The 25,068-nt window shown below is 71.2% G+C and carries 20 protein-coding genes; 10 read left to right on the top strand and 10 right to left on the bottom strand.

What is annotated here, in order from left to right; genetic code table 11:
- Positions 1–87 precede the first annotated feature (87 nt).
- The 3 genes from DAERI_RS14465 to DAERI_RS14455 all read right to left on the bottom strand — a co-directional run bounded on the left by DAERI_RS14465 (position 88) and on the right by DAERI_RS14455 (position 3,096).
- Complete coding sequence (locus tag DAERI_RS14465) at positions 88–948, bottom strand: GGDEF domain-containing protein (RefSeq protein WP_103130129.1); 861 nt, start codon at positions 946–948, stop codon at positions 88–90.
- A complete protein-coding gene (locus DAERI_RS14460) occupies positions 945–1,979 on the bottom strand; it encodes an EAL domain-containing protein (RefSeq protein WP_235610406.1) in 1,035 nt (344 codons plus the stop codon). The genes DAERI_RS14465 and DAERI_RS14460 overlap by 4 nt, the downstream gene beginning before the upstream one ends.
- A 166-nt stretch (positions 1,980–2,145) precedes the next feature.
- Positions 2,146–3,096 carry a tyrosine-type recombinase/integrase gene (locus tag DAERI_RS14455; RefSeq protein ID WP_103130128.1) on the bottom strand — a complete coding sequence of 317 codons (951 nt, stop codon included), beginning with the start codon at positions 3,094–3,096 and terminating at the stop codon, positions 2,146–2,148.
- Between the two features lie 388 nt (positions 3,097–3,484).
- Here DAERI_RS14455 and DAERI_RS14450 point away from each other — a divergent pair, with 388 nt between their 5' ends.
- From DAERI_RS14450 to DAERI_RS14440, 3 genes are all read left to right on the top strand, one after another.
- Entirely contained in the window at positions 3,485–3,727 is a 243-nt protein-coding gene (locus DAERI_RS14450) for a type II toxin-antitoxin system Phd/YefM family antitoxin (protein ID WP_103130127.1), read from the top strand.
- Positions 3,724–4,113, top strand: a complete 390-nt coding sequence (locus tag DAERI_RS14445; RefSeq protein ID WP_235610405.1) for a type II toxin-antitoxin system VapC family toxin — start codon at positions 3,724–3,726, stop codon at positions 4,111–4,113. Before DAERI_RS14450 ends, DAERI_RS14445 begins: the two co-directional genes overlap by 4 nt.
- Positions 4,114–4,337: 224 nt before the next feature.
- On the top strand, positions 4,338–5,465 hold the full coding sequence (locus DAERI_RS14440) for a cytochrome P450 (RefSeq protein WP_103130125.1): 1,128 nt from the start codon (positions 4,338–4,340) through the stop codon (positions 5,463–5,465).
- Here the strand turns inward: DAERI_RS14440 and DAERI_RS14435 are convergent.
- Both DAERI_RS14435 and DAERI_RS14430 read right to left on the bottom strand, forming a co-directional pair.
- On the bottom strand, positions 5,462–6,502 hold the full coding sequence (locus tag DAERI_RS14435) for a zinc-dependent alcohol dehydrogenase family protein (protein ID WP_103130124.1): 1,041 nt from the start codon (positions 6,500–6,502) through the stop codon (positions 5,462–5,464). The genes DAERI_RS14440 and DAERI_RS14435 overlap by 4 nt on opposite strands.
- 524 nt (positions 6,503–7,026) lie before the next feature.
- Positions 7,027–7,407 carry a hypothetical protein gene (locus tag DAERI_RS14430; protein WP_103130123.1) on the bottom strand — a complete coding sequence of 127 codons (381 nt, stop codon included), beginning with the start codon at positions 7,405–7,407 and terminating at the stop codon, positions 7,027–7,029.
- A gap of 480 nt (positions 7,408–7,887) precedes the next feature.
- Between DAERI_RS14430 and DAERI_RS14425 the strand changes: the two genes are divergently transcribed.
- Positions 7,888–9,693 (top strand): putative bifunctional diguanylate cyclase/phosphodiesterase, encoded by a 1,806-nt coding sequence (locus tag DAERI_RS14425; RefSeq protein ID WP_103130122.1) that lies wholly within the window; start codon positions 7,888–7,890, stop codon positions 9,691–9,693.
- An 11-nt stretch (positions 9,694–9,704) separates the two neighbouring features.
- On the opposite strand, the gene DAERI_RS14420 is transcribed toward DAERI_RS14425, so the two are convergent.
- Positions 9,705–10,622 carry an aldo/keto reductase gene (locus DAERI_RS14420; protein ID WP_103130121.1) on the bottom strand — a complete coding sequence of 306 codons (918 nt, stop codon included), beginning with the start codon at positions 10,620–10,622 and terminating at the stop codon, positions 9,705–9,707.
- Positions 10,623–10,852: 230 nt separating this feature from the next.
- On the opposite strand from DAERI_RS14420, the gene DAERI_RS14415 reads away from it, so the two are divergent.
- Positions 10,853–11,674 carry an SDR family NAD(P)-dependent oxidoreductase gene (locus tag DAERI_RS14415; RefSeq protein WP_103130120.1) on the top strand — a complete coding sequence of 274 codons (822 nt, stop codon included), beginning with the start codon at positions 10,853–10,855 and terminating at the stop codon, positions 11,672–11,674.
- Positions 11,671–12,795 carry an NAD(P)/FAD-dependent oxidoreductase gene (locus DAERI_RS14410; protein WP_103130119.1) on the top strand — a complete coding sequence of 375 codons (1,125 nt, stop codon included), beginning with the start codon at positions 11,671–11,673 and terminating at the stop codon, positions 12,793–12,795. Before DAERI_RS14415 ends, DAERI_RS14410 begins: the two co-directional genes overlap by 4 nt.
- A gap of 160 nt (positions 12,796–12,955) precedes the next feature.
- On the opposite strand, the gene DAERI_RS14405 is transcribed toward DAERI_RS14410, so the two are convergent.
- The 3 genes from DAERI_RS14405 to DAERI_RS14395 all read right to left on the bottom strand — a co-directional run bounded on the left by DAERI_RS14405 (position 12,956) and on the right by DAERI_RS14395 (position 16,494).
- Positions 12,956–13,924 carry an SMP-30/gluconolactonase/LRE family protein gene (locus DAERI_RS14405; RefSeq protein WP_103130118.1) on the bottom strand — a complete coding sequence of 323 codons (969 nt, stop codon included), beginning with the start codon at positions 13,922–13,924 and terminating at the stop codon, positions 12,956–12,958.
- Between the two features lie 263 nt (positions 13,925–14,187).
- Positions 14,188–14,508, bottom strand: a complete 321-nt coding sequence (locus DAERI_RS14400) for a hypothetical protein (RefSeq protein ID WP_103130117.1) — start codon at positions 14,506–14,508, stop codon at positions 14,188–14,190.
- A gap of 240 nt (positions 14,509–14,748) precedes the next feature.
- Positions 14,749–16,494 carry an ABC transporter ATP-binding protein gene (locus DAERI_RS14395; RefSeq protein WP_103130169.1) on the bottom strand — a complete coding sequence of 582 codons (1,746 nt, stop codon included), beginning with the start codon at positions 16,492–16,494 and terminating at the stop codon, positions 14,749–14,751.
- Positions 16,495–17,263: 769 nt separating this feature from the next.
- On the opposite strand from DAERI_RS14395, the gene DAERI_RS14390 reads away from it, so the two are divergent.
- Positions 17,264–17,971: a DUF1175 family protein gene (locus tag DAERI_RS14390; RefSeq protein WP_165794219.1), complete on the top strand. Its 708-nt coding sequence runs from the start codon at positions 17,264–17,266 to the stop codon at positions 17,969–17,971.
- Between the two features lie 134 nt (positions 17,972–18,105).
- Here the strand turns inward: DAERI_RS14390 and DAERI_RS14385 are convergent, their stop codons facing one another.
- Positions 18,106–19,116: a glycoside hydrolase family 113 protein gene (locus DAERI_RS14385; RefSeq protein WP_103130115.1), complete on the bottom strand. Its 1,011-nt coding sequence runs from the start codon at positions 19,114–19,116 to the stop codon at positions 18,106–18,108.
- 86 nt (positions 19,117–19,202) lie between these two features.
- On the opposite strand from DAERI_RS14385, the gene DAERI_RS14380 reads away from it, so the two are divergent.
- The 3 genes from DAERI_RS14380 (at position 19,203) to DAERI_RS14370 (ending at position 24,946) form a co-directional block, all read left to right on the top strand.
- Complete coding sequence (locus DAERI_RS14380; RefSeq protein ID WP_103130114.1) at positions 19,203–19,811, top strand: TetR/AcrR family transcriptional regulator; 609 nt, start codon at positions 19,203–19,205, stop codon at positions 19,809–19,811.
- 165 nt (positions 19,812–19,976) lie between these two features.
- Positions 19,977–24,365 carry an alpha-2-macroglobulin family protein gene (locus DAERI_RS14375; protein WP_103130113.1) on the top strand — a complete coding sequence of 1,463 codons (4,389 nt, stop codon included), beginning with the start codon at positions 19,977–19,979 and terminating at the stop codon, positions 24,363–24,365.
- Positions 24,365–24,946, top strand: coding sequence for a hypothetical protein (locus DAERI_RS14370; RefSeq protein ID WP_103130112.1), 582 nt, complete (start codon positions 24,365–24,367; stop codon positions 24,944–24,946). The genes DAERI_RS14375 and DAERI_RS14370 overlap by 1 nt, the downstream gene beginning before the upstream one ends.
- The last annotated feature ends 122 nt before the right edge of the window (positions 24,947–25,068 follow it).

Raw genomic sequence — 25,068 nt, 5'->3', positions numbered from 1 at the left:
GAACGGTGACCACGCGGGAGGCCCAAGGTCAGGGTGCGTCCCCCGGCGTCCTCCTGTCTGGGCCGCCCAGAGGCCCCGCAGGACTCCTTACCGCCTGGCCTTGACGGCGGCCTTGTGCTGGTACAGGCGCCGATCCGCCAGGCGCAGCAGCGACGGGATGTCGCCCGCCTCGCCCGGGAAGTGGGCGCAGCCCAGCCCGGTTCGCAGCGTGCCGCCCTCCAGTTGCTCCAGGGCGGCGAGGACCCGCGCCGCCTGCCCGGCCTGCTCGGGACCGCCCGGCAGCAGCACGGCGAACTCGTCCCCGCCCAGCCGGAAGGCGAGCCCGGCGTCCGGGAGGATGCGCTGCAAGCAGCCGCCGACCTCCCGGAGCAGCGCGTCGCCCGCCGGGTGCCCCCGCGAGTCGTTGATCTGCTTGAAGTCGTTGAGGTCGAGCAGCACCAGGGCGAAGCCCTCGCCGCCGCAGGCCGCCTCCGCGAGCCGGGCGTCGAAGGCCCGCCGGTTGCCCAGCCCCGTCAGGCTGTCGAGGTAGGCGAGGCGTTCCAGCTGGACCTGCGCGGCGTGGGCCGCCGAGTAGTCCTCCTGCACGCCCACGAAGTAGCGCACCGCGCCGCCCTCGTGGACCGGGCGAATCCGCAGCTTGTAGCGCATGGTGCTGCCGTCCTTGCGGTAATTCAGCACGACCCGCTGGACGGGCTCGCCCCGGTCCAGGGCCTCGCGCAGGGCGGCGATGTCGGCCGCGTCGGTCGCGGGCCCCTGGAGAAAGCTGCACGAGCGGCCCAGCACCTCCTCGGCGCTGTAGCCCGTCTCGCGGGTGAAGGTCGGGTTGACGTACACGATGCGCCGCTGCGCGTCCGTCACCAGCAGGCCGATATCGGCGGCGGCGAGAATCTGCCAGAGCATCTCCTCGTCCAGGCGGGGCGGGGGCGCGGTCACGGGCAGGGCCGTCATGGCGCCGCCCAGAAGCGCGCCGCCTGGGGGGCGAGCCCGCCCGGCTGGGGGGCGGGGCGGCCCAGGAAGTAGCCCTGCGCGTAGTCCGCGCCGAGTTCGGCGACCATCCGCAGCTCGCCCCCCGTCTCGATGCCCTCGGCGACCACCTGAATCCCCAGGTCATGCGCGTAGCGCACCAGGGCCGAGACCAGGGGCACCCGCGGGTCGTCCCCGTGCAGGCCGCGCACGAGGTCGCGGTCGAGCTTCACGAGGTCGGGCCGCAGCTCGGCGAGGTAGGTCAGGCTGGTGTGCCCGGCCCCCAGGTCGTCGAGCGCCACCCGGGCACCCTCGGCGCGGTAGCGTTCCAGGATGGCCCTGAGCAGCCGCAGGTCGGGAAAGGCCTCGCTCTCGGTGACCTCGAACAGCAGCCGCGAGAAGTCGGCCCCGACCTCCCGGCAGGTCTCGAAGGTGGTTTGCAGGCAGATGTCGGGGTTGTACACCACCCCCGGCGCGAAGTTGATGAACAGCACCTGCCCCGGCCCCAGCAGCGGGTAGGCCTGCTGGATCGCCCCCCGCCGCGCGTGGGCGTCAAAGCCGCGCGACTGCCCGTGGGTGGCGGCGGCCTTCAGCAGCGGCCCCGCCCCGATGAGCTGCCCCCCCCACTCGGCGCGCACCAGGGCCTCGTAGCCGTAGACCCCCCCGCCCCCGAGTTCCACGATGGGCTGGAGGTGAAAGCGCAGCCGCTCGCTCGCCGCCCCGAACCAGCCGCTCGACAGCCGCCCCACCCACTGCTCCAGCGGGGCGACGTGCCAGAGGTCCAGCCGCTCGCCGGTGCGCGGAACGGCGAGCAAATCCGGCCGCTCGGTGCCCGAAAAGGCTGCCAGCACGTCGGCCAGGCGGTCAAACCCGGAGGCCGGAATCACGAAGGCGTCGTCCCGGACCTCCAGCGGCAGGCCGTGGGCCGCGAGCAGCAGGGCCAGCTTGCGGTGCAGGTGCCGGGAGGCGGCGTGAAGCAGCAGGGCGGTCAGGGCCCCGCAGTCCAGGGGCTGCACGGCGTGGCAGTCGCAGGCCGTGAAGCCCGCCGCGTGGCCGGTGCCGGGAGCGGGGGGGGATTGGAGGTCGCGGCGGAGGCGGGCATCTCCCCGTGTTGTAGGTCCCCGGGCCTGACAGCTTTCTCTCTCTGGCCCTCCCCCCCGGCGGGGGTATCCGGCGCGCCCATCAGAAGTCCTCCACCTCGCCCGCCACGTCGTCCTCCTCGACGGCGACGTAGCGGCGGGTGGTGTCCACCGAGGCGTGCCCCAGGAAGAGCCCCACCCGGGTGAAGTCCTTCGTCGCCCGGTACAGCCGCGTGCCCGAGTGCTTGCGGGCCGCGTGAAAGCCCCGCCAGGCGTCCCCGTGCCCCGCCGCCCGGAAGGCCGCCCGCATCCGGTACGTCGCCTGCGCGTACCCCCAGCCGAACAGCGACCCGTCGGACAGGGCGGGGGAGAGGCCCGCCAGCGCCGCCCGCACGCGCCGGCCCAGTGGCACCCGCCGCACCTTCCCGCCCTTGCCGCGCACCGTCACGCGCGCCCCCTGGATGTCCGAGACCTTCACGCCCAGCGCCTCGCTGACCCGCAGCCCGGCGTGCGCGCACAGCAGCAGCAGGGCGGCCAGCCGGGGCTCGCACTGCTCCAGCACCGCGTCGATCTCGCGCATGTAGGGGGGATTCTTCACGATGCCGGGGGTGGGGTCGGGCGGCACGTGCGCGTCCTCGAAGGGCTGCGCCTCGGTCGCCCCCGCCCAGCGCAGCGCCCGGTACAGCGCCCGCGCCCCCGCGACGTACTGCGCCACCGTCGCCGCCGAGAGGGGGCCCGTCCTCCCGCGCCCCTGCGAGGGCCGGGTCTGAAGTTGCGCCACGTACCGCCCCCCGTCCCGCCGCCCGGGCCGCAGGAGCTGCACCCCGTTCTCGCGCGCCCACGGCACGAAATCGCGCACGGCCAGGCTGTAGGCCTCCAGCGTCTTCTCGCTCGTGCGCGCCCCCTTGCGGCTGGCGGTCGTCATGTACGCGCGGGTGATCCCCACCAACGTCTCGGCGTCATACGTGCTTGCCGCCTCGACCGCCCTCACCCGCAGCGCCTGGTCGGTGAGGTTCGCCAGCGCGAGCGTGTCCTGGGGGCGAACGAGGGTCACGGGGCCTCCGGTTTCGTGGACGGGGTGGAGGGGGGACGGCCCCCAGCCCTGCCGCGTGGTGGGCAGGGGGCGGCCTTGGGAACTGGCCACTCCGGCATCCCCACCAGCGACGGGAAGAGGCACTCGGCGGCGAGCATGGATGTGGGCAGTGTACCTGGCCCCCGCGCCCCTTTGGAACCCGACTGACGCTGCTGGGGCACGGGAGGATGAGGCGTGACGCCGCCTCAGCGCCGACCGGAAGCGGGTGCCCACGGGTGGAACGAACGTCTCTGGCCAGATCCCTCCCGCGGCGCGCCAGCCCTCCCGGGGGATCGGCATATCTTCTGGCCTCGGTGCGGGGTTCACCTCCCCGCATTTCCCCGGGGCCCCAATGGGCTAAGCTTAGTCCATGCCGGAAATGGTCAATCTCCACGCCGCCAAGACCCAATTCTCCAAGCTCGTCGACCGGGCACACGGCGGCGAGGAGATCATCATCGCCAAGGCGGGCAAACCCTACGCGCGCCTGCTGCCGCTGGCCCCGTCCCAGCCGCGTGACTTTGGGTTCCTGGCTGGGCGGATTCAGCTCAGTGACGAGGAGAACCGCGAACTCATGCGCCCCCTCGGTGAGGAAGAAGTGGCGGACTGGGAGTGAGGCTGCTGCTCGACACGCACATCCTGATGTGGCTGGTCGCCAGTGATGCTCGCCTGCCCCCGACTCTTGCCGCGCAGCTTCAGGCGCCGGAGAACGGTCTCCTGGTCAGTGCCGCCAGCGCGTGGGAACTGTCCATCAAGTTCCACCTGGGCAGGCTCCCCAGCGCCGCGCCACTCCTGGACGATTTTTCCGGCATCGCCGCGCGCCTGGGCGCCGGGGTGCTGAGCATCACGCCCGCGCATGCCGTGCAGGCCGGGGCGCTCGACTGGGGCCACCGCGACCCCTTCGACCGGGTACTCGTCGCGCAGGCGCTCGCGGAAGGCCTGCGGCTGGTCACGCTCGATGGGAACATCATGTCTTACCCGGGGGCGCCTATCCTGCGCTGATTCCCAGAGGCCGACCGTGACGCTCCCCCTGCTGGCCGTCCCGCCTGATAGAGGCGGCGAAAAAGCGGGGCGCACGGACTCTTGAACCGGCTGCCCCCTCGCCGTGGAAGACATCCTCCTCACGGCCCAGAATGCGCCGCGGACCTCACTCCGCCACGCCCGAATGCCCGAAGCTTGGCGGCGGGTCCCCCCGTTCGCCGCTTCCCTCCCCGAAAGGACCGCCCATGACCGCCTCCAGCTTCACCCTGCTCGACCCCTTCCCCTGGTACGCCGACATGCGCCGCGCCTCCCCCGTGGTCCGCGATCCCCAGTCCGGCATGTGGATGGTCTTCGACTACGCGGGGGTGCAGCGCACGCTCTCCGACTGGAAAGCCTTCTCCTCCGAGCGGGGCCGCCCGCGCGGCGAGAACGCCGAGAGTGCGCTGTCGTCGAGCATCATCTCCACCGACCCGCCCCGGCACCGCCAGCTTCGCGCCCTGGTCGAGCAGGCCTTTACCCCCAGGCAGGTCCGCGCCCTGGCGCCGCGCATCGGGGAACTCGTGGACGAACTCCTCGCCCCGGTGGAGGGGTCCGGGCGGATGGACTTCGTCCTCGACCTCGCCTACCCGCTGCCGGTTATCGTGATCGCCGAGATTCTGGGCATCCCCGCCTCGGACCGCGACCGCTTCAAACGCTGGTCGGACGCGGTGGTGACGGGCGACCTGAGCGGCAGCCGCGAGATGGCCGCCTACTTCGGGCGGTTGATCGAGGAGCGCCGGCACGTGCCCGGCGAGGACCTCATCAGCGGTCTGATCGCCGCGCAGGTGGGGGGCGAGCACCTGAACACCCAGGAACTCCTGGGCTTCTGCATCCTGCTCCTGGTGGCGGGCAACGAGACCACGACCAACCTCCTCGCCAACACGGTGCTGTGCTGGCAGGGCGCGCCGGAGGCGTATGAACGGGTCGTCGCCGACCGCGACCTGCTCCCCACGACCATCGAGGAGTCGCTGCGCTTCCGCTCGCCGGTCCAGTCCATGTTCCGGGTGACGGCGCAGGACGTGGAGCTGGGCGGGCAACTCATCCCCGAGGGCAGCCCGGTCCTGGCCTGGATCGGCTCGGCCAACCGCGACGAGGCGCAGTTCCCGGACGCGGCCCGCTTCGACCCCGCCCGCACGCCGAACCGGCACCTCGCCTTTGGGCACGGGGTCCACTTCTGCCTGGGGGCGCCCCTCGCCCGGCTGGAGGCGAGCCTCGCGCTGGAGGCTTTACTGGAGCGCCTGCCGAACCTGCGCGTGGCGCCCGGTACCGTCCTCGACCCCATCCCCAGCCAGATCGTCTCGGGCGTGAAGCGGCTCCCGGTCACGTTCGGCTAGAACCGGTCCACCACCGTCACGCCGCTGCCGGGAAAGCGGTCCATCCCCATCAGGGCGTCCGGGGCCTCGGCCAGGCTGATCCGCCGCCCGACGAGTTTCTCCGGCCGCAGCGCGCCCCGCTCGATCATGCCCAGCATCTCCGGGTAGGCGTGCGCGGCCATCCCGTGGCTGCCGTAGATCTCCAGCTCCCGTGCGATCACCCGGTCCATCGGAACTGGCGGGTGCCGCTCCCCGGCGAGCAGCAGCCCCACCTGCACGTGCCGCCCCCGGGTCCGCAGGCTCTGCACGGAGTTGAAGCAGGTCTGCGGGTGCCCCAGCGCGTCCAGCGACACGTGGGCGCCGCCCCCGGTCAGGTCCCGGACCGCCCCCACCACATCCGGGATCATGCGGCTGTTGAGGGTCACGTCGGCCCCGAGGTCCCGGGCCAGCCGCAGCTTCTCATCGTCAATGTCCACGGCGATCACCCCCGCGCCGAGCGCATGGGCGATCATGACCGCCGAGAGCCCCACCCCGCCGCAGCCGTGGACCGCCACCCACTCCCCGGCCCGCACCCGCCCCTGCTGGGCCACCGCCCGGAACGAGGTGGCGAAGCGGCACCCCAGGCTGGCCGCCGTCACGAAATCCAGGCCCTCCGGCAGGGGCACGAGATTCCCCTCCGCGTGGTGCAGGGCGACGTACTCGGCGAACGAGCCCCAGTGGGTGAAGCCGGGCTGGAACTGCCGCTCGCACACCTGCTGGTTTCCCGACCGGCACTCCGGGCAGCGCCCGCAGCCCGAGACGAAGGGCACCGTCACCCGGTCGCCCACCCGCCAGGTCCGAACGTCCCTCCCGACCGCCACGACCGTTCCGGCGAGTTCATGCCCGGGCACGTGCGGCAGGGTGATGTCGGGGTCGTGGCCCATCCAGCCGTGCCAGTCGCTGCGGCAAACGCCGGTCGCGCCGACCTGCACCACGACGCCGTCCCCAGGGGGCGTGGGGTCGGGGACGGTCAGCACCTCGGGGCGGGTCTGGAACTCGCGGTACAGGGCGGCCTGCATGGGGAGACTGTAGCGGGTGGGGGTACGTATATTCCGGGGGTCCAGGCGGGACGTGCCCCGGCGCTGGGCGACTGGGCCTGACTTCTCCCCCGGCATCACGCCGGGACGACCTCCCCCAGTTCAGCCCTGTCGTCCGCTCGTCCCCGAATGGGTGCCAGAGTGGGGATACTCCCCACCCCCGCGGGAGGGCCACCGACGTGAGCGGCCGCAAAGGCCACGCCCCTACGCTGTCATGTTGCTGTACGAGGCGGCCCGCCATACTCCTCCCCGAGGGCTTAAGGGGAGGCGCCCACCCTCTCAAAACGGGCGCGCGAGCGGGTCGGTGTTGGCCCCGGACTGGTTCGAGTCCAGTCACCCGCATGTTGCCGGAGGAGGGAGCCCTGGGCTCCCTTCGCTGCTGGTGGCCTGCGTCCGCCCCAAGGCCTGGCCGATCTCCAGGCCGCTCCCCCGCAGGCGAGCGCGGGCCGGTGCAGCCCTCTGGCGGGCCGGCGTCCCTCGCGCCGCCAGAGAGACGTTCCGCCCCTTCACCAGGAGAGGCGCCCCGTGATGAAGAGGTAGCCGTTGACCCGGCTCAGGGGCAGGCCCCTCAGCGCCAGCGGCTGCCCCCGCTCGTCCAGCCCGCACAGCGACACCCGCTCGCCCTCCACGAGCAGCCCGCGCGGGCCCGCTCCCGGGTGGGGCCCCACCAGGTACACCGTCCGCCCGTGCGCCGTGATCGCGTACGCCATCAGCCGGTGGCCCCGTCCCCGCTCCAGCTCATGCCTCCAGGCCCGGAGCAGTGCCGTGGCGGAGAGCGGCCCCAGGGTCACGCCGCCAGACAGGAGGACCAGCCAGTCCTGGGCCCCGCGCTGGAACCGGGCGAGGTCGCCGCCCGGTGTGCCGGGGTGCCCGTCCTCATCGTTCATGGCCCCACCTCCCGCGGCCCTGTTCCTGCCGCCCGCGGAGCTGCTCCGCCAGAAGGGCGACCTCTTCGAGGATGGCCGTCTGGCGGTCCTCGGGCAGACGGCAGGACCGTCGCCGCAGACCCACCAGACGGTCCTGGGCGCCAGCATCGTCGAGGTCCTAGGCGAGCGTCCATGCCTGGGCAAAGACCTGGAAGATCAGCGGGGCGTCGCCATACCCAGCCGGGTACTGGGAGAGCTCATACCCAGAACTCCACTTGGCCTAACGCCGAGTTTGTGTCAACGCATACAAAAGAGGGAGCTGACATGAAGAGTCCTTCATAGTGCCTCTTCAGGGTGGCTGGTTTATCTTCGGGGCACGGTCGGCCTCACTTCCCGCCCCGACGAGGGCAAGGCACATCCGGCGCCTTAATATTTTCTTCACATATAGGGCCAAGTTTTCGAACCTGACGGGCATGTGAGGGAAATAACACATACTTAAGAATGGAACGCACGGTGGACCCCCATGAGGCCCAGCGGCTGGAGTGTCTCCACCGGTACCAGGTGCTCGATACCCCGCCCGAGGCCGAGTTCGACCGCATCACCCGGTTCGTCAAGCACCTGCTGGAGGCGCCCATCGTCATCATCTGCTTCGTGGCCGTGCGGCGGACCTGGCTCAAGTCGAGCGTCGGCACGAACATCCACGAGATGGACCGGGAGAGCGTCTGCTGCGGGGAGGCCATTCGGCGGGACGAACCCTTCGTCGTGGGGGACCTGCACGCCGACCCGCGGTTCCAGAACGACCCGATGGTGAAATTCGAGGGCGCCCGCTCGTATGCCGGTGCCCCCCTGATCACCCCGGACGGCTACCGGATCGGCACCCTCGCCGTGTATGACCACCACCCCCGCGAGTTCACGCCCGAGCAGCGGACCTTCCTCCAGGACCTCGCCGCCATCGTGATCGACACGCTGGAGCTGCGCCTGACGGTGCTGAACTGGAAACAGGCCCAGGAGCGAAGCGAGCACCTGGCGCACCACGACGCCCTGACCGGCCTGCCCAACCGGCTGATGCTGCTCGACCGCGCGGAGCAGGCCCTGCGGCAGGCCGACCGGCGCGGCACCCCGGTGGGGATGCTGGTCCTCGACCTCGACGGCTTTAAGGTGATCAACGACTCCCTGGGGCACGCGGTGGGGGACGCGCTGCTGCGCGCGGTGGGGGAGCGGCTCTCGCACGTGCTGCGCGCGGAGGACACGGTCGCGCGCTTCGGCGGGGACGAGTTCGTGGTGCTGCTCCCCGAGCTGCGCGGGACGCTGGACGCGGCGAACGTGGCGCTCAAGCTCCAGGAGACGCTGCGCGAGCCCTTCCAGGTCAGGAGCCACACCCTGGTCACCAATTGCAGCGTGGGCATCAGCCTCTACCCGGCGGACGGGCGCGACGCCGAGGCGCTGCTGCGGGCGGCAGACACCGCCATGTACCAGGCCAAGGCGGTCGGCAAGGGGCAGTGCTGCTTTTACGAGGAGGAGATGACCCGCGCCGCCCAGGAAAAACTCCACCTGCGTGGCCGCCTGGCCCAGGCCCTGGAGCGGGAGGAGTTCCGCCTGCACTACCAGCCGCAGGTGGACCTCGGCACGGGCCGGGTGATAGGCCTGGAGGCGCTCCTGCGCTGGCCGCAGCCGGACGGGAGCTGGACTCCGCCGGGTCAGTTCATCCCGCTCGCGGAGTCCAGCGGCCTGATCGTCCCGCTGGGGGCCTGGGTGCTGCGGGAGGCCTGCGCGCAGCTCGGGCGCTGGCGGGAGCGGGGCTCCCTGGGGGTGGACCTGTCGGTCAACGTCTCCGCCCGCCAGTGGGAGGACCCCAGCTTTCCCGAGCAGGTGCGCCGGGTGCTGGGGGAGGCCGGGCTGCCCCCCGAGCGGCTGGTGCTGGAGGTCACCGAGAGCGTGCTGTTCTCCAACCCGCAGGGCGCGCGCCGGCTGGCGCAGGGTCTCGCGTCCCTGGGGGTGCGGGTCGCGGTGGACGACTACGGCACGGGCTTCTCGAACCTGAGGCAGCTTCAGCACCTGCCCATCGGCCAGCTCAAGCTCGACCGCTCCTTCGTCCAGCCCCTGCCCGGCGGGGACAAGGATCAGGCCCTCGTGCGCAGCGCGGTCACGCTGGCCCGGGGCCTGAACGCGGCGGTGGTGGGGGAGGGCATCGAGACGGAGGGGCAACTCACGGCCCTGCGGCGCCTGGGCTGCACGGTCGGCCAGGGCTTCCTGCTGGGGCGCCCGGTGGGGGCGGAGGAATTCGAGGCGCGCCACCTCCGCCCCTGACCCACCCCCTCTCAGGGCAGCACGTTGCCCGCCGCGCGGTAGAGGGCGTACCACTCCTCGCGCGTCAGGTGGACCTCGCTCGCCCGGCAGCAGTCCTTCAGCCGCCCGACATTCATCGTGCCGATCACGGGCTGCATCCGCGCCGGGTGCCGCAGCAGCCAGGCGATGGCGACCGTCGTGTTGCTGACCCCGTAATTCGCCGCGACCTCGTCGATCTTCGCGTTGAGTTCTGGGAACTTGGGGTTGTCGAGGAACACGCCCTCGAAGAAGCCGTACTGAAAGGGCGACCAGGGCTGGATGGTGATGTCGTGCAGCCGGCAGTAGTCGAGGATGTAGCCGTCGCGGTCCACCGCCGCCTCGTTTTCCATGTTCACGTTGAAGCCGCTCTTGATCATCGTGGCGTTCGTGAGGCTCAGTTGAAGCTGGTTGGCGACGAGGGGCTGCCGGACGTATTTCTTCAGCAGGTCGATCTGGTGCGGGTGCTGGTTGGAGACGCCGAAGTGGCGGACCCGGCCCGAGCGTTCCAGTTCGTCGAAGGCCTCGGCGACCTCCTCGGGCTCGACGAGCGTGTCGGGACGGTGCAGCAGCAGGATGTCGAGGTAGTCGGTCTTCAGCCGCCGCAGGATGCCGTCAACTGACGCCAGGATGTGTTCCTTCGAGAAGTCGAACATGCCCTGCCGGATGCCGCACTTGGATTGCAGGATGATCCCCTCCCGCACCGTGCCGTTCATGCCGATGGCGTCCGCGAAGATTTCCTCGCAGCGGCCCCGGCCGTAGATGTCGGCGTGGTCGAAGAAGTTCGCACCCTCGTCGAGCGCCGCCTGCACGAAGCGTTCCGCCTCGGACCGGTCGAGCGAGTCCAGGCGCATGCACCCCACGGCGATCACGGGAACGTCCAGGGAGCTGGTGCCGAGCTTGATGGTTCGCATGATGAGTGACCTCCGGGGGAGTGGGCGAAAGAGGGGACCCGCCCCGTGACTCTATCCGAGCGGGGCCGGGATGCGGCACCTTGTCCCCGCACGATCCGGGCGGCGCCCCCCGGATCGCAGGACAGGCCGCCTCGCCCCGCCCCCACGTGCCCACGGCGCTAGAGTGCCGGAACTCGGGGAGTGCGGCGTCTCCCGCCCGTCCGTCCCCGCCGACCGTTCAAGGAGGACCCATGACGAACCCTTCCCCCGGACGATTCGCAGGCCAGGTGGTCCTCGTGACCGGTGCGGGCGGCGGCATCGGCCGCGCCGTCGCCGAGCGGTTTGCCGCCGAGGGCGCCCGGGTCGCCGTGAACGACGTGAAGGAAGACGCCGTGCGGGCGGTGGTGGAGGGCATCACCGCCGCGGGTGGCGCCGCCCTGGCTGTCCCCGCCGATGTCTCGGACGCCGCGGGGGTGGAGGCCATGTTCGCCCGCGTCGAGGCGGCACTCGGTTACGTGGACGTGCTGTACAACAACGCGGGCCTGATCGACACGGCGCGCCACTTCCTGGAGGCGGACGAGGCCTGGTGGGACCGCATCGTGCGGGTGAACCTGGGAAGCGTGTTCCTGTGTTCGCACCGGGCCGCGCGGGTGATGGTGCGGCGGCGGCGCGGCGTCATCATCAGCACCTCGTCGGGTGGGGCTACCCGGGCGCACCGCGGCAACGTCGCCTACGACGCGACCAAGGGCGGCATCGAGGCCATGACCCGCGCGATGGCCCTCGACCTCGCCCCGTACGGGGTGCGGGTGAACGGCGTGGTGCCGGGCTTCATCAACACCTACGGGCTCACCGGGGAGCAGCTCCGCGACCGCGAGAAGACCGTGCCGCTGGGCCGCTACGGGGTGGCGGGGGACATGACCGGGGCGGCGCTGTTCCTCGCGTCCGATGACGCCGCGTACATCACCGGGCAGTTCATCGTGGTGGACGGCGGGGTGCTCGTCCAGCAGCGGTCGGCGAACGTGGACACCTTCCCGGTCGAGGGCTTCCCGAAGGTCGAGGCGGACCTCGCGTGACGGCGGAGGCCGGGTGGGACGTGGTGGTGATCGGCGCCGGGATCGTCGGCGCGGCGTGCGCGTGGCGGCTGGCGGGGCACGGCCTGAGGGTGCGGGTCCTCGAACGCGGCCACCCGGCGGGGGGCTCCACGGGCCGGAGCGCCGCCGGGGTGCGCGCCCAGTTCGCCACCGACACCAACATCCTGCTCTCGCGGCACAGCATCGAGGAGTACGCCGCCATGCCCGGGTCCGGCTACCAGCCCGCCGGATACCTGATGCTGGTGCCCGAGGCGCAGTGGGCGGCGCACCTCGCGGGCGTGGGGCGTCAGCACGCCCACGGGGTGCCCACGGAAGTCCTCACGCCCGCCGGGGCGCAGCGGCACGCGCCCTTCCAGACGGGGGGCCTCGGTGGCTGCACCTTCTGCCCGACCGACGGCTTCGTGGACCCGCACGGCCTGACCCTCGAGTACGTCCGCCTGGCCCGGGAGGCGGGTGTGCGCTTCTCCCTCGACACGCCGGTGACGGCCATCTCCCGGGCAGGGGGACAATGGCGGCTGACCACACCCGCCGGGGAGGTCGAGGCGCCCCAGGTCCTCAACGCCGCGGGCGCCTGGTCCGGCGAGGTGGCCGCGCTCGCCGGGCTGGAGGTCCCGGTGCGCCCCGCCCGGCGCATGGTGTTCACCACCGGGCCCCTGAACCTCCCGCGCCCGCTGCCGATGGTCTTCGACCTGGAGAGCGGCGTGTGGCTGCGCTCCGAGGGGGAACGGCTGATCCTGGGTCGCGCGGACGAGGCCGACGTGGGCTGGCGTGAGGGCATGAACTGGGCGTGGCTCGAACCCACCCTGGAGCGGGCGCTGGGGCGCTTCCCCTGGCTGGAGACGGCCTCCCTGGACCGCCGCGCGAGCTGGTGGGGCTACTACGAGGTGACCCCCGACCACCAGCCCATCGTGGGCCGGATGCCGCGGGTGGACGGCTGGCTCAATGCCTGCGGCTTCTCGGGGCACGGCGTGATGCAGGCGGCGGCGATCGCGCGGGTGATCGCCCAGGAAGCGTTGGGAGAAGAGCCGTTCATCGACATCGGCCCTCTCCGGTACGAGCGATTCACGGCCGGGGCGCTGCTGTCACCGGATATTCAGGTCTGAGTCCGGGTTGCCCCAGACGTGGGGCGGCCCCTCGCCTGTCTTGCCGAGCGCGGCGGAGGCTGACTGCTCATCGCCCATCGCCGCCCCCCGCTCGGCTTCGCGGCTTTGCAGGTCCGCTCGCCCCTCGTCTTCGACTCACCGCAATTTCGGCTGAGCGTCCTTACTTCCCGGGGATCGGCACGCTCGACACCGTGAAGGGCAACTCGGGCGTCAGCCCGGGGCCGCGCTTGTTGAACTGCGAGTTCACCACGAGCAGCCGCCCGTCCGTCTGGGCGATGGTCGTGGGATACCGCAGGCTCGCATCCGAGAAGGGCGTCCCGATGGTGCCGCTGGCGAAATCCGCCGCGAGGGAGATCGGCACGATGATCTTGTCCGCGTTGCGCACCACGTACAGCGTCTGCCCGTCGAGCAGGAGGCCGTCGCCGTTCACCACGCTCCCGTCGATCTGGATCTGGGCCACCGACCGGTCGGCCACCCCGATGCGGAAGAGCTTGCCGCTATACGACTGCACCACGATGAGGTACCGGCCATCCGGCGTCGCCGCGATGCCGTTGAGGTTGAACGCGCCGGGGGCCGTCGAGTACGGGATCGTCGTACTGACATCCAGCCACGCCTCGGCGGAGGTGCTGCCCCCCGCGGCTGCCGTCCGGGGCACCCGGAAGATGACGGGGCGCAGCGAGTCCGTGAAATAGGCGTAGTCGCCCGCCAGCGCCACGTCGTTGATGAAGCTTGCGCCCGCCGGGGTGCTGTAGGCGCGCAGCAGCGCCCCGCTGTTCGCGTCGTACGAGAACATCTTCCCGGTGCTGCCCCCCGCGATGAACAGGCGCCCAGCCCCGTCCGCCTTCAGCCCCACGGCAGTTGTCCGCCCGTCCGCCCCGCCCGGCAGGAACACCGCCGTGGTGGGGTTGCCGAGGGTGCCTCGGTAGATCGTGCCGTCCGTCGTGCTCGTCACGAAGAAGGTCTGGGTGTTCGGCCTGAGGGCCACGCCCTCGGGGAACACGGCGCCCGCGTTGGTCGGCGTGTCGGGGAGGACGTAGCGGGTGACCTCGGCGCCGGGGCGGGGGAGGAGGCCGCAGCCCGTCAGGGCGCTCGCGGCGAGGAGCAGCAGGGCGGCTTGGCGTAGGGGCATGTCCTGGTTATAGGCTCCCGCGCGACCGGGGGGTGAAAGAAGAGTTGACTCCTTTTTCACGCCCGGCGCATGTCCTGTCTTCCCATTCGGACGCAAGGGACAGATGCTTGGAAAAGAAGACCCCTCACCCCGCTGCTTCGCAGCGCCCCTCTCCCCGTGGTAGAGGGGTCAAGAAGCCTTCTCTCTTGGGGAGGGGTTTTTCCTCGCCAGGGCCTTCTCAAGGCTGGGATGGGGCCGTCCATACCCACCCACGAACGGCCCGCCTACTGGCCCACAGCGACCAGTTCGGGGAGCACGGCCTCCGGCAGCGTCGCAACTGGCCGCACCTCGAGCTGCACCACCCCCACGGCGCTCAGCACCAGGAACGTGCCCCCGTCGTCGTCGAGGCACTCCATCACCAGCATCTCCGCGTTCAGGGGCTGCATGGACAGGACGCGGGCTTCCCTGGGGCCGCGCAGGTACAGGCCGTGCGCCTGCCCGCCCAGCCGCTCGCCCAGGGCCTGCACGCCGTCGATGAACCGCTGGGTGCCGGTCGCGTCCTGGGTGTATGCCGGGAACTTCCGCCTGAGAGTCACGTCCAGCATGCTCCACCTTCTCCTTCCGCGGCGCTCGACGCGCCGGCAGCAACTCCGATCCACCAGCCTGGGCCATCCTTAAGTATCCTCATATTACGTTATTGACGTAACAAGTGGATTAGATTGACCTTTAACAGAAGAAAGGGTTGGTTTTGCCGTGCTGGACGCGGTTTTGAGCAGGATCACAGGCTGATCGGACCCTCCCGCGAGTCTTTGTGCGGAGGCTTAAAAAGCTGCGCCAGGACGCTTTTATAGGCTGGAGAGCTCCATCCCGGCATTTTGCAGCGCCGCGTAGGCCCCGCCCGCGCGCAGGAGTTCGTCGTGGGTGCCCTCCTCGGCGATGCCGTCCGCAGTCAGCACCACGATCCGCCCGGCGTTTCGCACGGTGGAGAGGCGGTGGGCGATGACCAGCGTGGTTCGCCGCCGCGCCAGCCGTTCCAGGGCGTCCTGCACGACGCGCTCGCTCTCGTTGTCCAGCGCGCTCGTCGCCTCGTCGAAGATCAGGATGGGCGGGTCTTTCAGGAAGACGCGCGCCACGCTCAGGCGCTGTTTCTGCCCGCCGGAGAGCTTCACCCCGCGCTGGCCGATGTCGGTGTGGTAGCCCTGCGGGAGCGCCAGGATGAAGTCGTGCGCCCCCGCCCGCCGGGCCGCCTCGACGACCTCCGCCTCGCTGGCCTCCGGGCGCCCGTAGCGGATGTTCTCCAGAACGGTTCCGGCGAACAGGTACACCTCCTGCTGCACCACGCCGATCTGGCGCCGCAGCGAGTGCAGGCGGAGGTCCTGAACCGGCACGCCGTCGATCAGAATCCGCCCCCCCGTCACGTCGTAAAAGCGGGGAATCAGCGCGCAGAGGGTACTTTTCCCAACGCCGGAGGCCCCGACCAGCGCGACGAATTCCCCGGGCTTAATGTGGAGGTTGATGTCCCTCAGCACCGGCCCGGCGCCCGACGGGTACTGAAACGAAACGTGCTCAAACCGGATGTCGCCGCGCACGTGTTCCAGCTCCACAGCCCCCGGGGCGTCCTCCAGCTCCGGTCTCACCGCCATCAGTTCCAGAAAGCGCTCGAAGCCGGTCAGCCCCTCCTGGAGCAGCCGGGCGATGTTGACGAACCGCCCGATGGGCTCGATCAGGATGCCCACGCACAGCAGGTAGGTCACGAGCGCGTCGAGCCGCAACTCCCCGCGCAGGATGGCGAGGCCGCCGAACACCAGGACCGCGACCGTCATCAGTTGGGTGAAGGCCGTCATCCCCTGGTAGAAGAACGCCTCGCTGCGGTAGCCCTCCCGGCGGCTCTCGACGAACAGGTCGTTCGCGCGGCCAAAGCGGCCCTGCTCGACCGCCTCGCCCGTGAACGACTGCACCACGCGGATGCCCGCCAGCGAGTCCTCCACCTGCGCGTTCACGTCCCCGATGCGGGCCTTGCTGCCCAGCATGGCGGCGTTCAGACGGCGGTTGAAGTACAGGGCGTAGACGGCCATCAGCGGGAGAAAACAGAACAGCAGCAGCGTCAGCTTGACATTGATCCCCAGCAGGATCAGGAACACCCCCGCGAACTTGAACACGGCGATGGCGAGGTCCTCGGGGCCGTGGTGCGCCAGCTCCCCGATGGCGAAGAGGTCGTTCGTCAGGCGGCTCATGAGCTGGCCCGTGCGCTGTCCGTCGAAGAACTGAAAGGGCTGCGACTGGAGGTGCCGGAACAGGTCGCGCCGCATGTCCCGCTCGATCAGGGTGCCCATCATGTGCCCCTGGTAGTCCACATAGGTGTTCGCGGCGATCTGGAGGGCCACCAGCCCCAGCAGCGCGGCGCCCACCGTCACGATCTGTTCCAATGTCCCCTCGCCGGGATGCCCAAGCAGCGTGCGGGTGATGTACCCCGCGCCCAGCGGAAAGACGAGCGCGATCCCCGCGACGAGAAAGGCGCAGAAGAGGTCGATGACCAGCGTGCGCCGGTAGGGTCGGTAGTACGACAAGAAGATGCCCAGTCGGGAAGTCAAGGAAAACTCCTCTGTGTCAAGGGAGAGCTTGAGTTGTGCCCACATGTCGCGGCTCAGAATCGTTTGCCAAGGCTGTAGCAGGCCCCGCGGTTACAGGGGGTTGAGCCGCGCAGCCGAGTCGGCCAAGTGCCCACGACAGGGCAGCGTGATCATCGGCGCGCCTCTTCCGCGGGGAGCGGGCACGGTTGCGCGCCCGGGCTCCGTGCCGAGCCGCCGGGAAGATGCCCGCCAGCCGGGAGGCGTGACTCGGCACCTCCGCGACTGGACGGACGCCCGAGGCTGCGTGGGAAACCCCTGGTCGGGCTCACCGAGCTGGTCACCCCGAGCGGCGCGAAGGGTCCCAGACTTAGGGATGCTTCGCTGGCGCTCGGCATGACGACACGTTGGCCTGCGGCTGGGGCTGCGCCCTTCCACATCAGGAATGATTGGGACCCCGGGGCAACCACGACAGGCCGGAGGGCGACCCCACGCTGACCTGTGGGGGCTGCCCGGTGAGATTGTTTGTCCCCGCGTCTACCTGGGCGAGAACTCCCAAGTCAAGGATGTGCATGAACCGTCACGACCTCCAGCAAAGGGGGCTTGGTGTGGCTGGACGAATCGGCATCCTTGAGGCATGGGGGGGCTCCTTCCGGCGTACCCGGGAAATCTTTTGCAACTTAGGCACTGCGGGCCGGGAAGACCAACCGCCTTTTGGCGTAGTGCAGTAGGCCGATTTGCCTATCCGTGCGGGGCCTGCGAAGGGCATTTCCAGAAACGCGATACTCCTGACATGCTCGCCGCCCTCCTCGCGCTCGCCGCGCTGCTGACCATGGGCACTCCCGCCGTCAGCGCCGCCGACGCCGACCGCGACGGTTACCCGGACGCGCTCGAACTCGTCGGGCAGGACCGGGCGTCCTTTGCGGACTGGTTCGCCAGCATCGCCGAGAGCCAGTATTACGGCCTCTCCGCCGACTGGAGGACGGAGGACCAGGACTGCGCGGGGCTGGTGCGCTACGCCTTCGTGAACGCGCTGATGCCGCATGACGCGGCGTGGTGGGCGAAGTTCAAGTTCCTGCCGCGTCCCAGGCTGCCGGAGGTGCGGGGGCTGACCTACCCGGCGCCCCTCGTGTCGCGCTCGGTCTTCCGGGTCGCGCCCGGGCCGTATCGCCCGGGGGACGTGGACGCCGGGCGGCTGGTGGGCCGCACCTCCGCGCGCTTCCTCGCCAACTTCTCCGCCGCCCTCGTCACGCGCGACCCCTCACGGGCGCAGCGGGGCGACCTCCTGTTCTTCCTGCGCCCCGCACTCGGGGCCTACCACAGCATGGTCTCCCTGGGGGACGGGCGGGTCGTGTACCACACCGGTGCCCGCCCCGACGAGGGCGGCGAGGTGCGGCTGGTGACCCTCGCCACCCTGATGCGCCACCCCGACCCGGCTTTCCACCCCACGCCGGGCAACCCCAACTTCCTGGGGGTGTATCGCTGGCAGATTCTGCGGTAGGGCATGGGGGTGTGCTCGTGACCCGCACACCTGACGCGCCGCACCTCACCGTTCAAGGTAGGTCTGGCCGTTCAGCCAACCCCCTTGTTCCCCAACCTGGATAGTGCCAAGGGTAGGTTTGAACAGTCTGGCGCTCAAGCTCCTTCCTGATAGGAAGCGGCGAGGGCAGCGAAACTCGCCTTGGGCGTCCATCTCGGCTCCCCCGCCTGGTCCGGCCCGGTGGGATGGACCTTCACGACCCCGAAACTCGCCAGGTCCAGGTCAGGCCGCCCGTCGTCATGGTGTGGCAGATAGAAGCACGCGAAGGTACACACGAACACGCTGTCCACGCCTTCTTCCTCAAAGAGGGTCACGAGTTCCGTAATGAGCCGCGCCTGTTCCGCCTCGTCGCGCTCGTACTCTCCCCTGAGGCGAACGGGGTGACCGCCCTCGTACTCCACGATGTCCACCGCCCCCCGGTCTGCGGCACCGTGGTAGGTGGCGCACCCGAACTCGGTGACCGCCACAGGTTTGCCGGGCACCTTCAGAGCCCGCAGCGCACCCCGGAAGTGTGGGGCGGTCTCCTTGGTGCGGTAGAGGTCCATGCCCACGAAATCGAAGGGGGCCCAGTCCACGCCCTCGAAGTGGATGGAGGCGTAGGTCACGGGTCCGGCAAAGCGCGAACGTACAGCGGTGACGGCGCGGCGCAGGAAGGTGTTGATCCGTGTGGGCAGTTCGGGCAGGCCCGCGAGCACCTGTGGGTCCCGCCCAAGCAGGCCACTCAGGCGGATTTCAGCGGTGTCGCCGGGCAGGAAGCCGTGGGTAAACAGGCTCAATTCGGCACCGGTCACGAGCACGACGCGGGCCCCCTCCCGGCGCAGCCGCTCGGCGCGGTCGGCGCAGTCAAGAAGGAGGTCGAGTAGCGCTTCCTGTTTGAGTTCATAGGTGAACGGTGAGAACCAGACCTCCAGGCCCAGGTCGGCGGCGTGGCGCGCGGCGAGGTCGAGGCGCTCCGGGTCGCCCCCGGTAAGGCGAACGGCGGTGCAGTGCAGTTCGTCCCGGATCACCTGGAGGTCGCGCCGGACGGCGCCCGGGTCGAAGGGTTCGTGGGTGCTGGTGATCCCGTTGAAGAAACCCGTGTCGTAGGTAACGCCCCTGCCTCGCATACGTCCTCCCCCATAGGGTACTTAGAGTACCCTATTAAACAGCATAAACGCTGAAGGTCAGGCCGTACAGTGGACCTGCCAGCGCCATGCCCGACGACATCCCCACTTCTAAGCGCCGCCGCGGGGCGGCCCTCGACCAGGCCATCGTTCGGGCGGCCGCCGACGAACTCCTGGCTGCTGGGTACGTCAACTTCAACATGGACCGAGTGGCGCGCCGGGCGGGCACCAATAAAAACGCGCTGTACCGCCGCTGGCCGAGCCGGGCCGCCCTCGCGTTCGCGGCCTACGGGCACCTCGCCGCCGAACAGTTCACGCCGCCGGACACGGGGAACCTGCGCGAGGACATTCTCACCATCATGCGCGGCGCGAACCGGCACTGGGCTTCCCCCCTGGGAGCAGTGCTGCGCGGCCTGCTGGCGGGCATCCCCAACGACCCGGAAGTCCGGGCGCAGGTGCAGGCCCGGGGGGCGGAGGGCGGCGCGGAACTGTTCCTGCCCGTCCTGAAACGTGCCGTGGCCCGGGGGGAGGCTCGCCCGGAAGCTCTGCGGCCGCGGGTGGCGGGCGTGGCCCTGGCATTGTTGCGCCACGAGTACTTCATGCGCGGGGCGCCCGAAGTCCCGGACGCCGTTCTGATGGAGATCGTGGACGAGGTGTATCTGCCGCTCGTTCGCGCGCCCGGTCCGGTGCGGTCGTAGTGGGGGGCGACGGCGCGGCAGGCTGCACTTTCAGACCGCACCATCGCCCCACCGATCACCAGCCTCTTCCAGCCGCGCTCTGTTGGAACGGCGTGGTCCGGTCGTGCGGGCGCGCCGGAGCCAGCTCGGCTGTACGCTGGGGCCACGTCAAGCCCCGGAGGACGCATGAAGGGAACCCCCGCCCGCATTGGCCTGCTCGCCGCCCTGCTCACCGTCACGCTCGCGCCCGCCCAGCCCCCCGTCAGCCTGTACGGGGGCGTCTTTCGTCCCGGTCAGAACGTGAGCATCGGGGTCAACGCCCCGCCCCGCACCGAGCTCCGCCTGGAGCGCGTCGCCGACCCGCTCGCGGTGTTCAGCCGAGTGCCCGACCCCCACCAGCCCGACCTGCCGCCCGGCACGCGGACGACCCCCGTGCGAACCCTGCGGACGGGGGGCAAGGGTTACGGTGAGGTGAAGCTCGGGCGGCTCTCCCCCGGCCTGTACGTCCTGCGCGCGGGCCGGGCGGGCACCCTGATCCTGGTGAGCGACCTCGGCCTGGTGGTGAAGCGTGACCGGGACACGGCGCTCGTCTACGCGGCGGACCGGGCGAGCGGCGCGACGCGGGCGGCGCGGGTGTGGCGGCTGGGGACGGGGGGGACGAGCACGCTCGCCAGCCCCGACGGCCTGGCGAAGTTCACCGCCCCCGCGAAGGAGGGTGAATTCTTCCTCGCGCGCTTCGGCACCCAGTGGGCGGTGTCGGGTGCGAACTGGAACAGCTACGCCGCGCCGGGGGTGAAGGGCTTCGTCTACACCGACCGCCCGGTGTACCGCCCCGGGCAGCACGTGGAGTTCAAGGGTACATTGCGGAGCGGGCAGACGTTGAAGCCCCTGGCGAACCGGGCGGTGCGGGTGACCGTCTTCTCCCCCTTCGACGAGAGCGTGTTCCAGAAGAGCCTGACCACGAACGGCTACGGCTCCTTCAGCGCGGGCTTCGACCTCCCGGCGGGGGCCAAGCTCGGCGAGTACCGCTTCGAGGCGCGGGTGTCGGGAGTGGGCGGGGACCGCGAGGGCGTGGGCGGCACCTTCGCGGTCGAGGCCTACCAGAAGCCCGAGTACGCGGTGACGGTGACGCCGGGCCGGGAGCGGGCGGTGCAGGGCGACAAGCTCGGCGTGCGGGTCAGCGCCCGCTACCTCTTCGGCGGGAGCGTGGGCGGGGCGCGCGTCACCTACAACGTCACCCGCGCGCCGTATTACCCGCCCGGCTTCGATGCGGAGGATTACCTGCCTCCGGGCATGGACGGGCAGGACTACGGCTCCGACCTCGTGGTGCAGGGCGAGACGCGCCTGAACGCGGCGGGAAATCTCGACCTCACCCTGCCCCTGGAGCGGGATGAGAACGGCCAGCCCCTGAGCTACCGCATCGAGGCCGAGGTCGAGGACGAGTCGCGCCGCCCGGTGAGCGGCTTCGCCCGGGTCCTGGCCTTTCCCGCCAGCGTGAACGTCGAGGCCCGCACCGACGCCTACGTGTACGACGCGGGGAAGCCGATTCAGGTCACGCTGGACACCCGTGACCTCGCCGGGGCCGGTCGGGCGGCCCCCGTCACCCTCGACCTCGTGCGGCAGGAATGGGTGAAGGTGCGGGGCGAGTACACCCTGCGCGAGACCCGCGAGGCCCGCGTGACCGCCCGCACGAACGCGAAAGGGGAGGGGAGCGCCACCCTCACCGCCCGGCGTGGCGGCGGCTACCTCCTGCGCGCCACCGTGCGCGACGAGCAGGGGCGGACCTCCACCTTTGAGAACTTCGCCTGGGTCCTCAAGCCCGGCGAGGACTGGGGCTGGAACTACCGCGACCTCACCCTGCGGCCCGACAAGAGGTCGTACGCGCCGGGGGAGACCGCGACGGTCCTGATCGGCAACCCGCGCCCCGGCGCCCCGGTCCTGGTCACCATCGAGGGCGACCGCCTGCGCCGCTCGACGGTCTTGCGCGGCCGCGGCTCGGCCCTCACCTACTCGTTCCGGGTGACGCCCGACATGGGCGGGGACGTGTTCGTGGGGGCGGCGGCCCTGGGCGACGGCAACTTCTACTCCAACGCGGCGCGGGTGCGGGTGCCGGTACGGGGGGCAGAGCTGAGCGTGCGGGTCACTCCCGCGAAAGCGAAGTACCGCCCGGGTGAGACGGGCCGCCTGACCGTGCAGGTGAGCGACGCTTCCGGCAAGGGCGTGCCCGCCGAGCTGACCCTGGGGGTGGTGGACCAGTCCATCTACCTCATCCGCCCGGACACGAGTACGCCCATGCTGAACGTCTTCCACGCGCCGCGCGAGAACGTGGTGGGCACCGATTCGAGCGTGTCCTTCTACTTCGAGACGGGCCGCCTGCCCGCCCCCGCCCCGGCGATGACCGAGGCCGCCTTCGGGCAGGGGAAGACCGGGGACCGCCCGCAGGAGGGGACACCCCGCGAGGACTTCCGCGACACGATCCTCTGGGTGCCCAACCTCGTGACGGACGACACGGGCCGCGCCGAACTCAGCGTGCGTTTCCCCGACAACCTGACGACCTGGGTGGCGACGGCCCGGGCGCAGACGGTGTCGGCCCGCTTTGGGCAGACCACCGCCATCACCATGACGACCAAGGACGTGATCGCCCGGCTGAGCCTGCCGCCCTTCCTGGTGCGGGGGGACACGGCGACGCTGGCGGGGGTGGTGAACAACACGCTGCCCCAGACGGCCAAGGGTCAGGTGACGGCGCGGGTGCAGGGCCTCACGCCGGTCGCGCCGCTCGGGCTGTTCCGTGCAGCAGGCTCGCCGGTCACCGTGAGTGCCGGGGGACGGACTCGCCAGGACTTCAACGTGCGTGCCAACACCGCAGGCACCGCCCGCGTCACCTTCGGCGTGCAGGCTGGAAACGCGAACGATAGTCTCCGGCTCCCCCTGCCCGTGAAGGCGCGCGGGTACGACACGAGCCTCACGGTGGCGGGCGCGGGGGGTGAGGCCGTCCCGTTGCGAGTTCCCCAGGACGCCAACCTCGCCACGGCCCGGCTCCGGGTGTTCGTCACGCCGTCGCTGCTGGACGCGGTGACGCCCGCGCTCGAATACCTCGTCGGCTACCCCTACGGCTGCACCGAGCAGACGATGAGCCGCTTCCTGCCCGCCCTCCTCGCCCGTCAGGCACTGGGACCAGATGCCCTCCCCGAAGGCGTGCGGAGAGACCTCCCCAAGATCATGGACCTCAGCCTCGCGCGCCTCTCCGACTTTCAGCACGACGACGGTGGCTGGGGCTTCTGGCAGTTCGACGGCTCGACCCTGGAGATGACGGCCTACGTGACGCGCGGCCTGCTGCGGGCGCGGGGGCTCGGCGTGCGGGTGGACAACCGGGTCCTCGACCGGGCCCTGGTGTACCTCGCCCGGCATGTGGAGGATGGCAAGGAGCCGCAGGGCGCCCGCGCCACCGCCTACCGCGCCCTGGCGGAGGCGGGCCGGGTGAATGCCGCCAAGCTCGCCGCCTTCGCCGGGCGCGCCGAACTCGCCCCCTACGCCCTCGCGCACACGGCGCTCGCCCTGGACCGGGCCGGACGGAAGCAGGCCGCCCGCGATCTGCTCGACCGGCTGAAGGCCCGCCGCGTCGAGGGTGGGCAGGGCGCCCCCGTCCACTGGGAGGCCCCCCGCCGCGCCGGCTGGTTCTGGTCCTGGGAGGACAACAGCGTGCAGACGACCGCCGCCGCCCTGGAGGCCCTCGCGCGGCTCGACCCGGGGAGCCTCCTCATCCCGCGCGCGTCCCAGTGGCTCCTCGCCAACCGCCGGGGACCGCGCTGGGTCAGCACCCAGGACACCACGAGCGTGGTCGTCGCCGCCCTCGCCCTAAAACCTGCGGCGGGTCAGCCCCTCCCCGCCCAGGTCAGCCTCAACGGCCAGCCCGCCGGAACGGTGACGGGCGCGGGCGAGGTCAACCTCACGGGCGCGAATCTCTCCCAGCTCGCCCGCGGGCAAAACACCCTGCGCGTCACCGGGCCGCGCGGCGCCTCCTTCTCCGCCGAGCTGACCCTCGCCCGCGAGCCCCGCTCCCTGCCCGGCGACCCCTCACGCGGCTTCGCCCTCACCCGGACCTACGAGCGGCTCGTGCCGACCTGGAATGCGAAGGACAAGCGGTACACCTACGCACGCACGCCCCTCCTGCGCGGCGGACGGCTCCAGCCCGTCACGGTCGGCGACCTGATCCTCGTGACGCTCACCGTGCAGCCGCGGGAGAAGAATGCCCGCTACCTCCTCGTGAGTGACCCCATCCCGGCGGGCATGAAGGCGCTCGACGACCGCTCCCTCGCCATCTCCGGCCTGAACAGCGTGGACGAGGACGACCCCTTCGCCTGGAACTACTGGTACGCGGGGCGCGACCTCCTGGACGACCGGGTGGACCTGTACGCCGACTTCCTGAGCGGGACGGGGAAGATGACCTACGTGCTGCGCGCCCAGACGCCCGGCACCTTCACCGCCCTGCCCACCCACGCCTTCCTGATGTACCAGCCCGACGTGGAGGGCTACGCACCCGCCGCCACCCTCACCGTGCGGGACCGGGGGCAGTAGTGCGCCTCCCCGCCCTTCTGCTCGCGGGGCTGCTGGGCGTCGCCTCCGCGCAGGGGGGGCGCCTTGATGTGGCGGTGAGTGATCCCCGGGACCGCGCCTACCTGCCCGCCGTGTTTGGGGCCTGGCGTGGGGCGGGGCGGGACCTCAGCGCCCTGGGCCTCACGCTGCCCGATACGCGCCTGGCGGCGGCGGCGAGTGCCGCGGACTTCGCGCGCCGCACCGGGGAGCCGTGGTTCGTCGCCGCGACGACCCGGGGCGCGGTCATCCACACCCAGCGCCTCGGCGCCCTCGCCGCGCGCGGCACCCTCGCCCTCACCATCCGCCACGAGGCCTTCCACGTCGCCCAGCCCCGGGACCTCCCGCGCTGGCTCGCCGAGGGCCTCGCGCGGCTCTTCAGCGGGGAGGCGGGGCGCGACCCCCCGGGCCCGACCGGGCTGGAGGGGCTGCCGGAGGGGACCCTGAGCGCCCGGCTCGCCGCGCGGGGGGAGGGGGACCTGTCCGCCGCCTACCGCGAGGCCACCCGCCGCGCCCGGCAACTCGTGCGGGCGCGGGGGTGGGCACGGGTTCTCGCGCCGAGGTGAGGGGGCGGCGGCCCCGCGGGGCCTGACCCTTCCTGCCGCTGGCGCCCCGCTATGCCACAATTCGGGGGACTCCGCACGGGGGGAGGCCCTGTTCGCGCAGCTCTGCGCCGCCGAGGACCAGC

The sequence above is a fragment of the Deinococcus aerius genome (genome assembly GCF_002897375.1).
Classification (GTDB): Bacteria; Deinococcota; Deinococci; order Deinococcales; family Deinococcaceae; genus Deinococcus; species Deinococcus aerius.
Note: the sequence above shows the minus strand (reverse complement) of the source record. Positions and strands in the feature narration are given on the sequence as shown.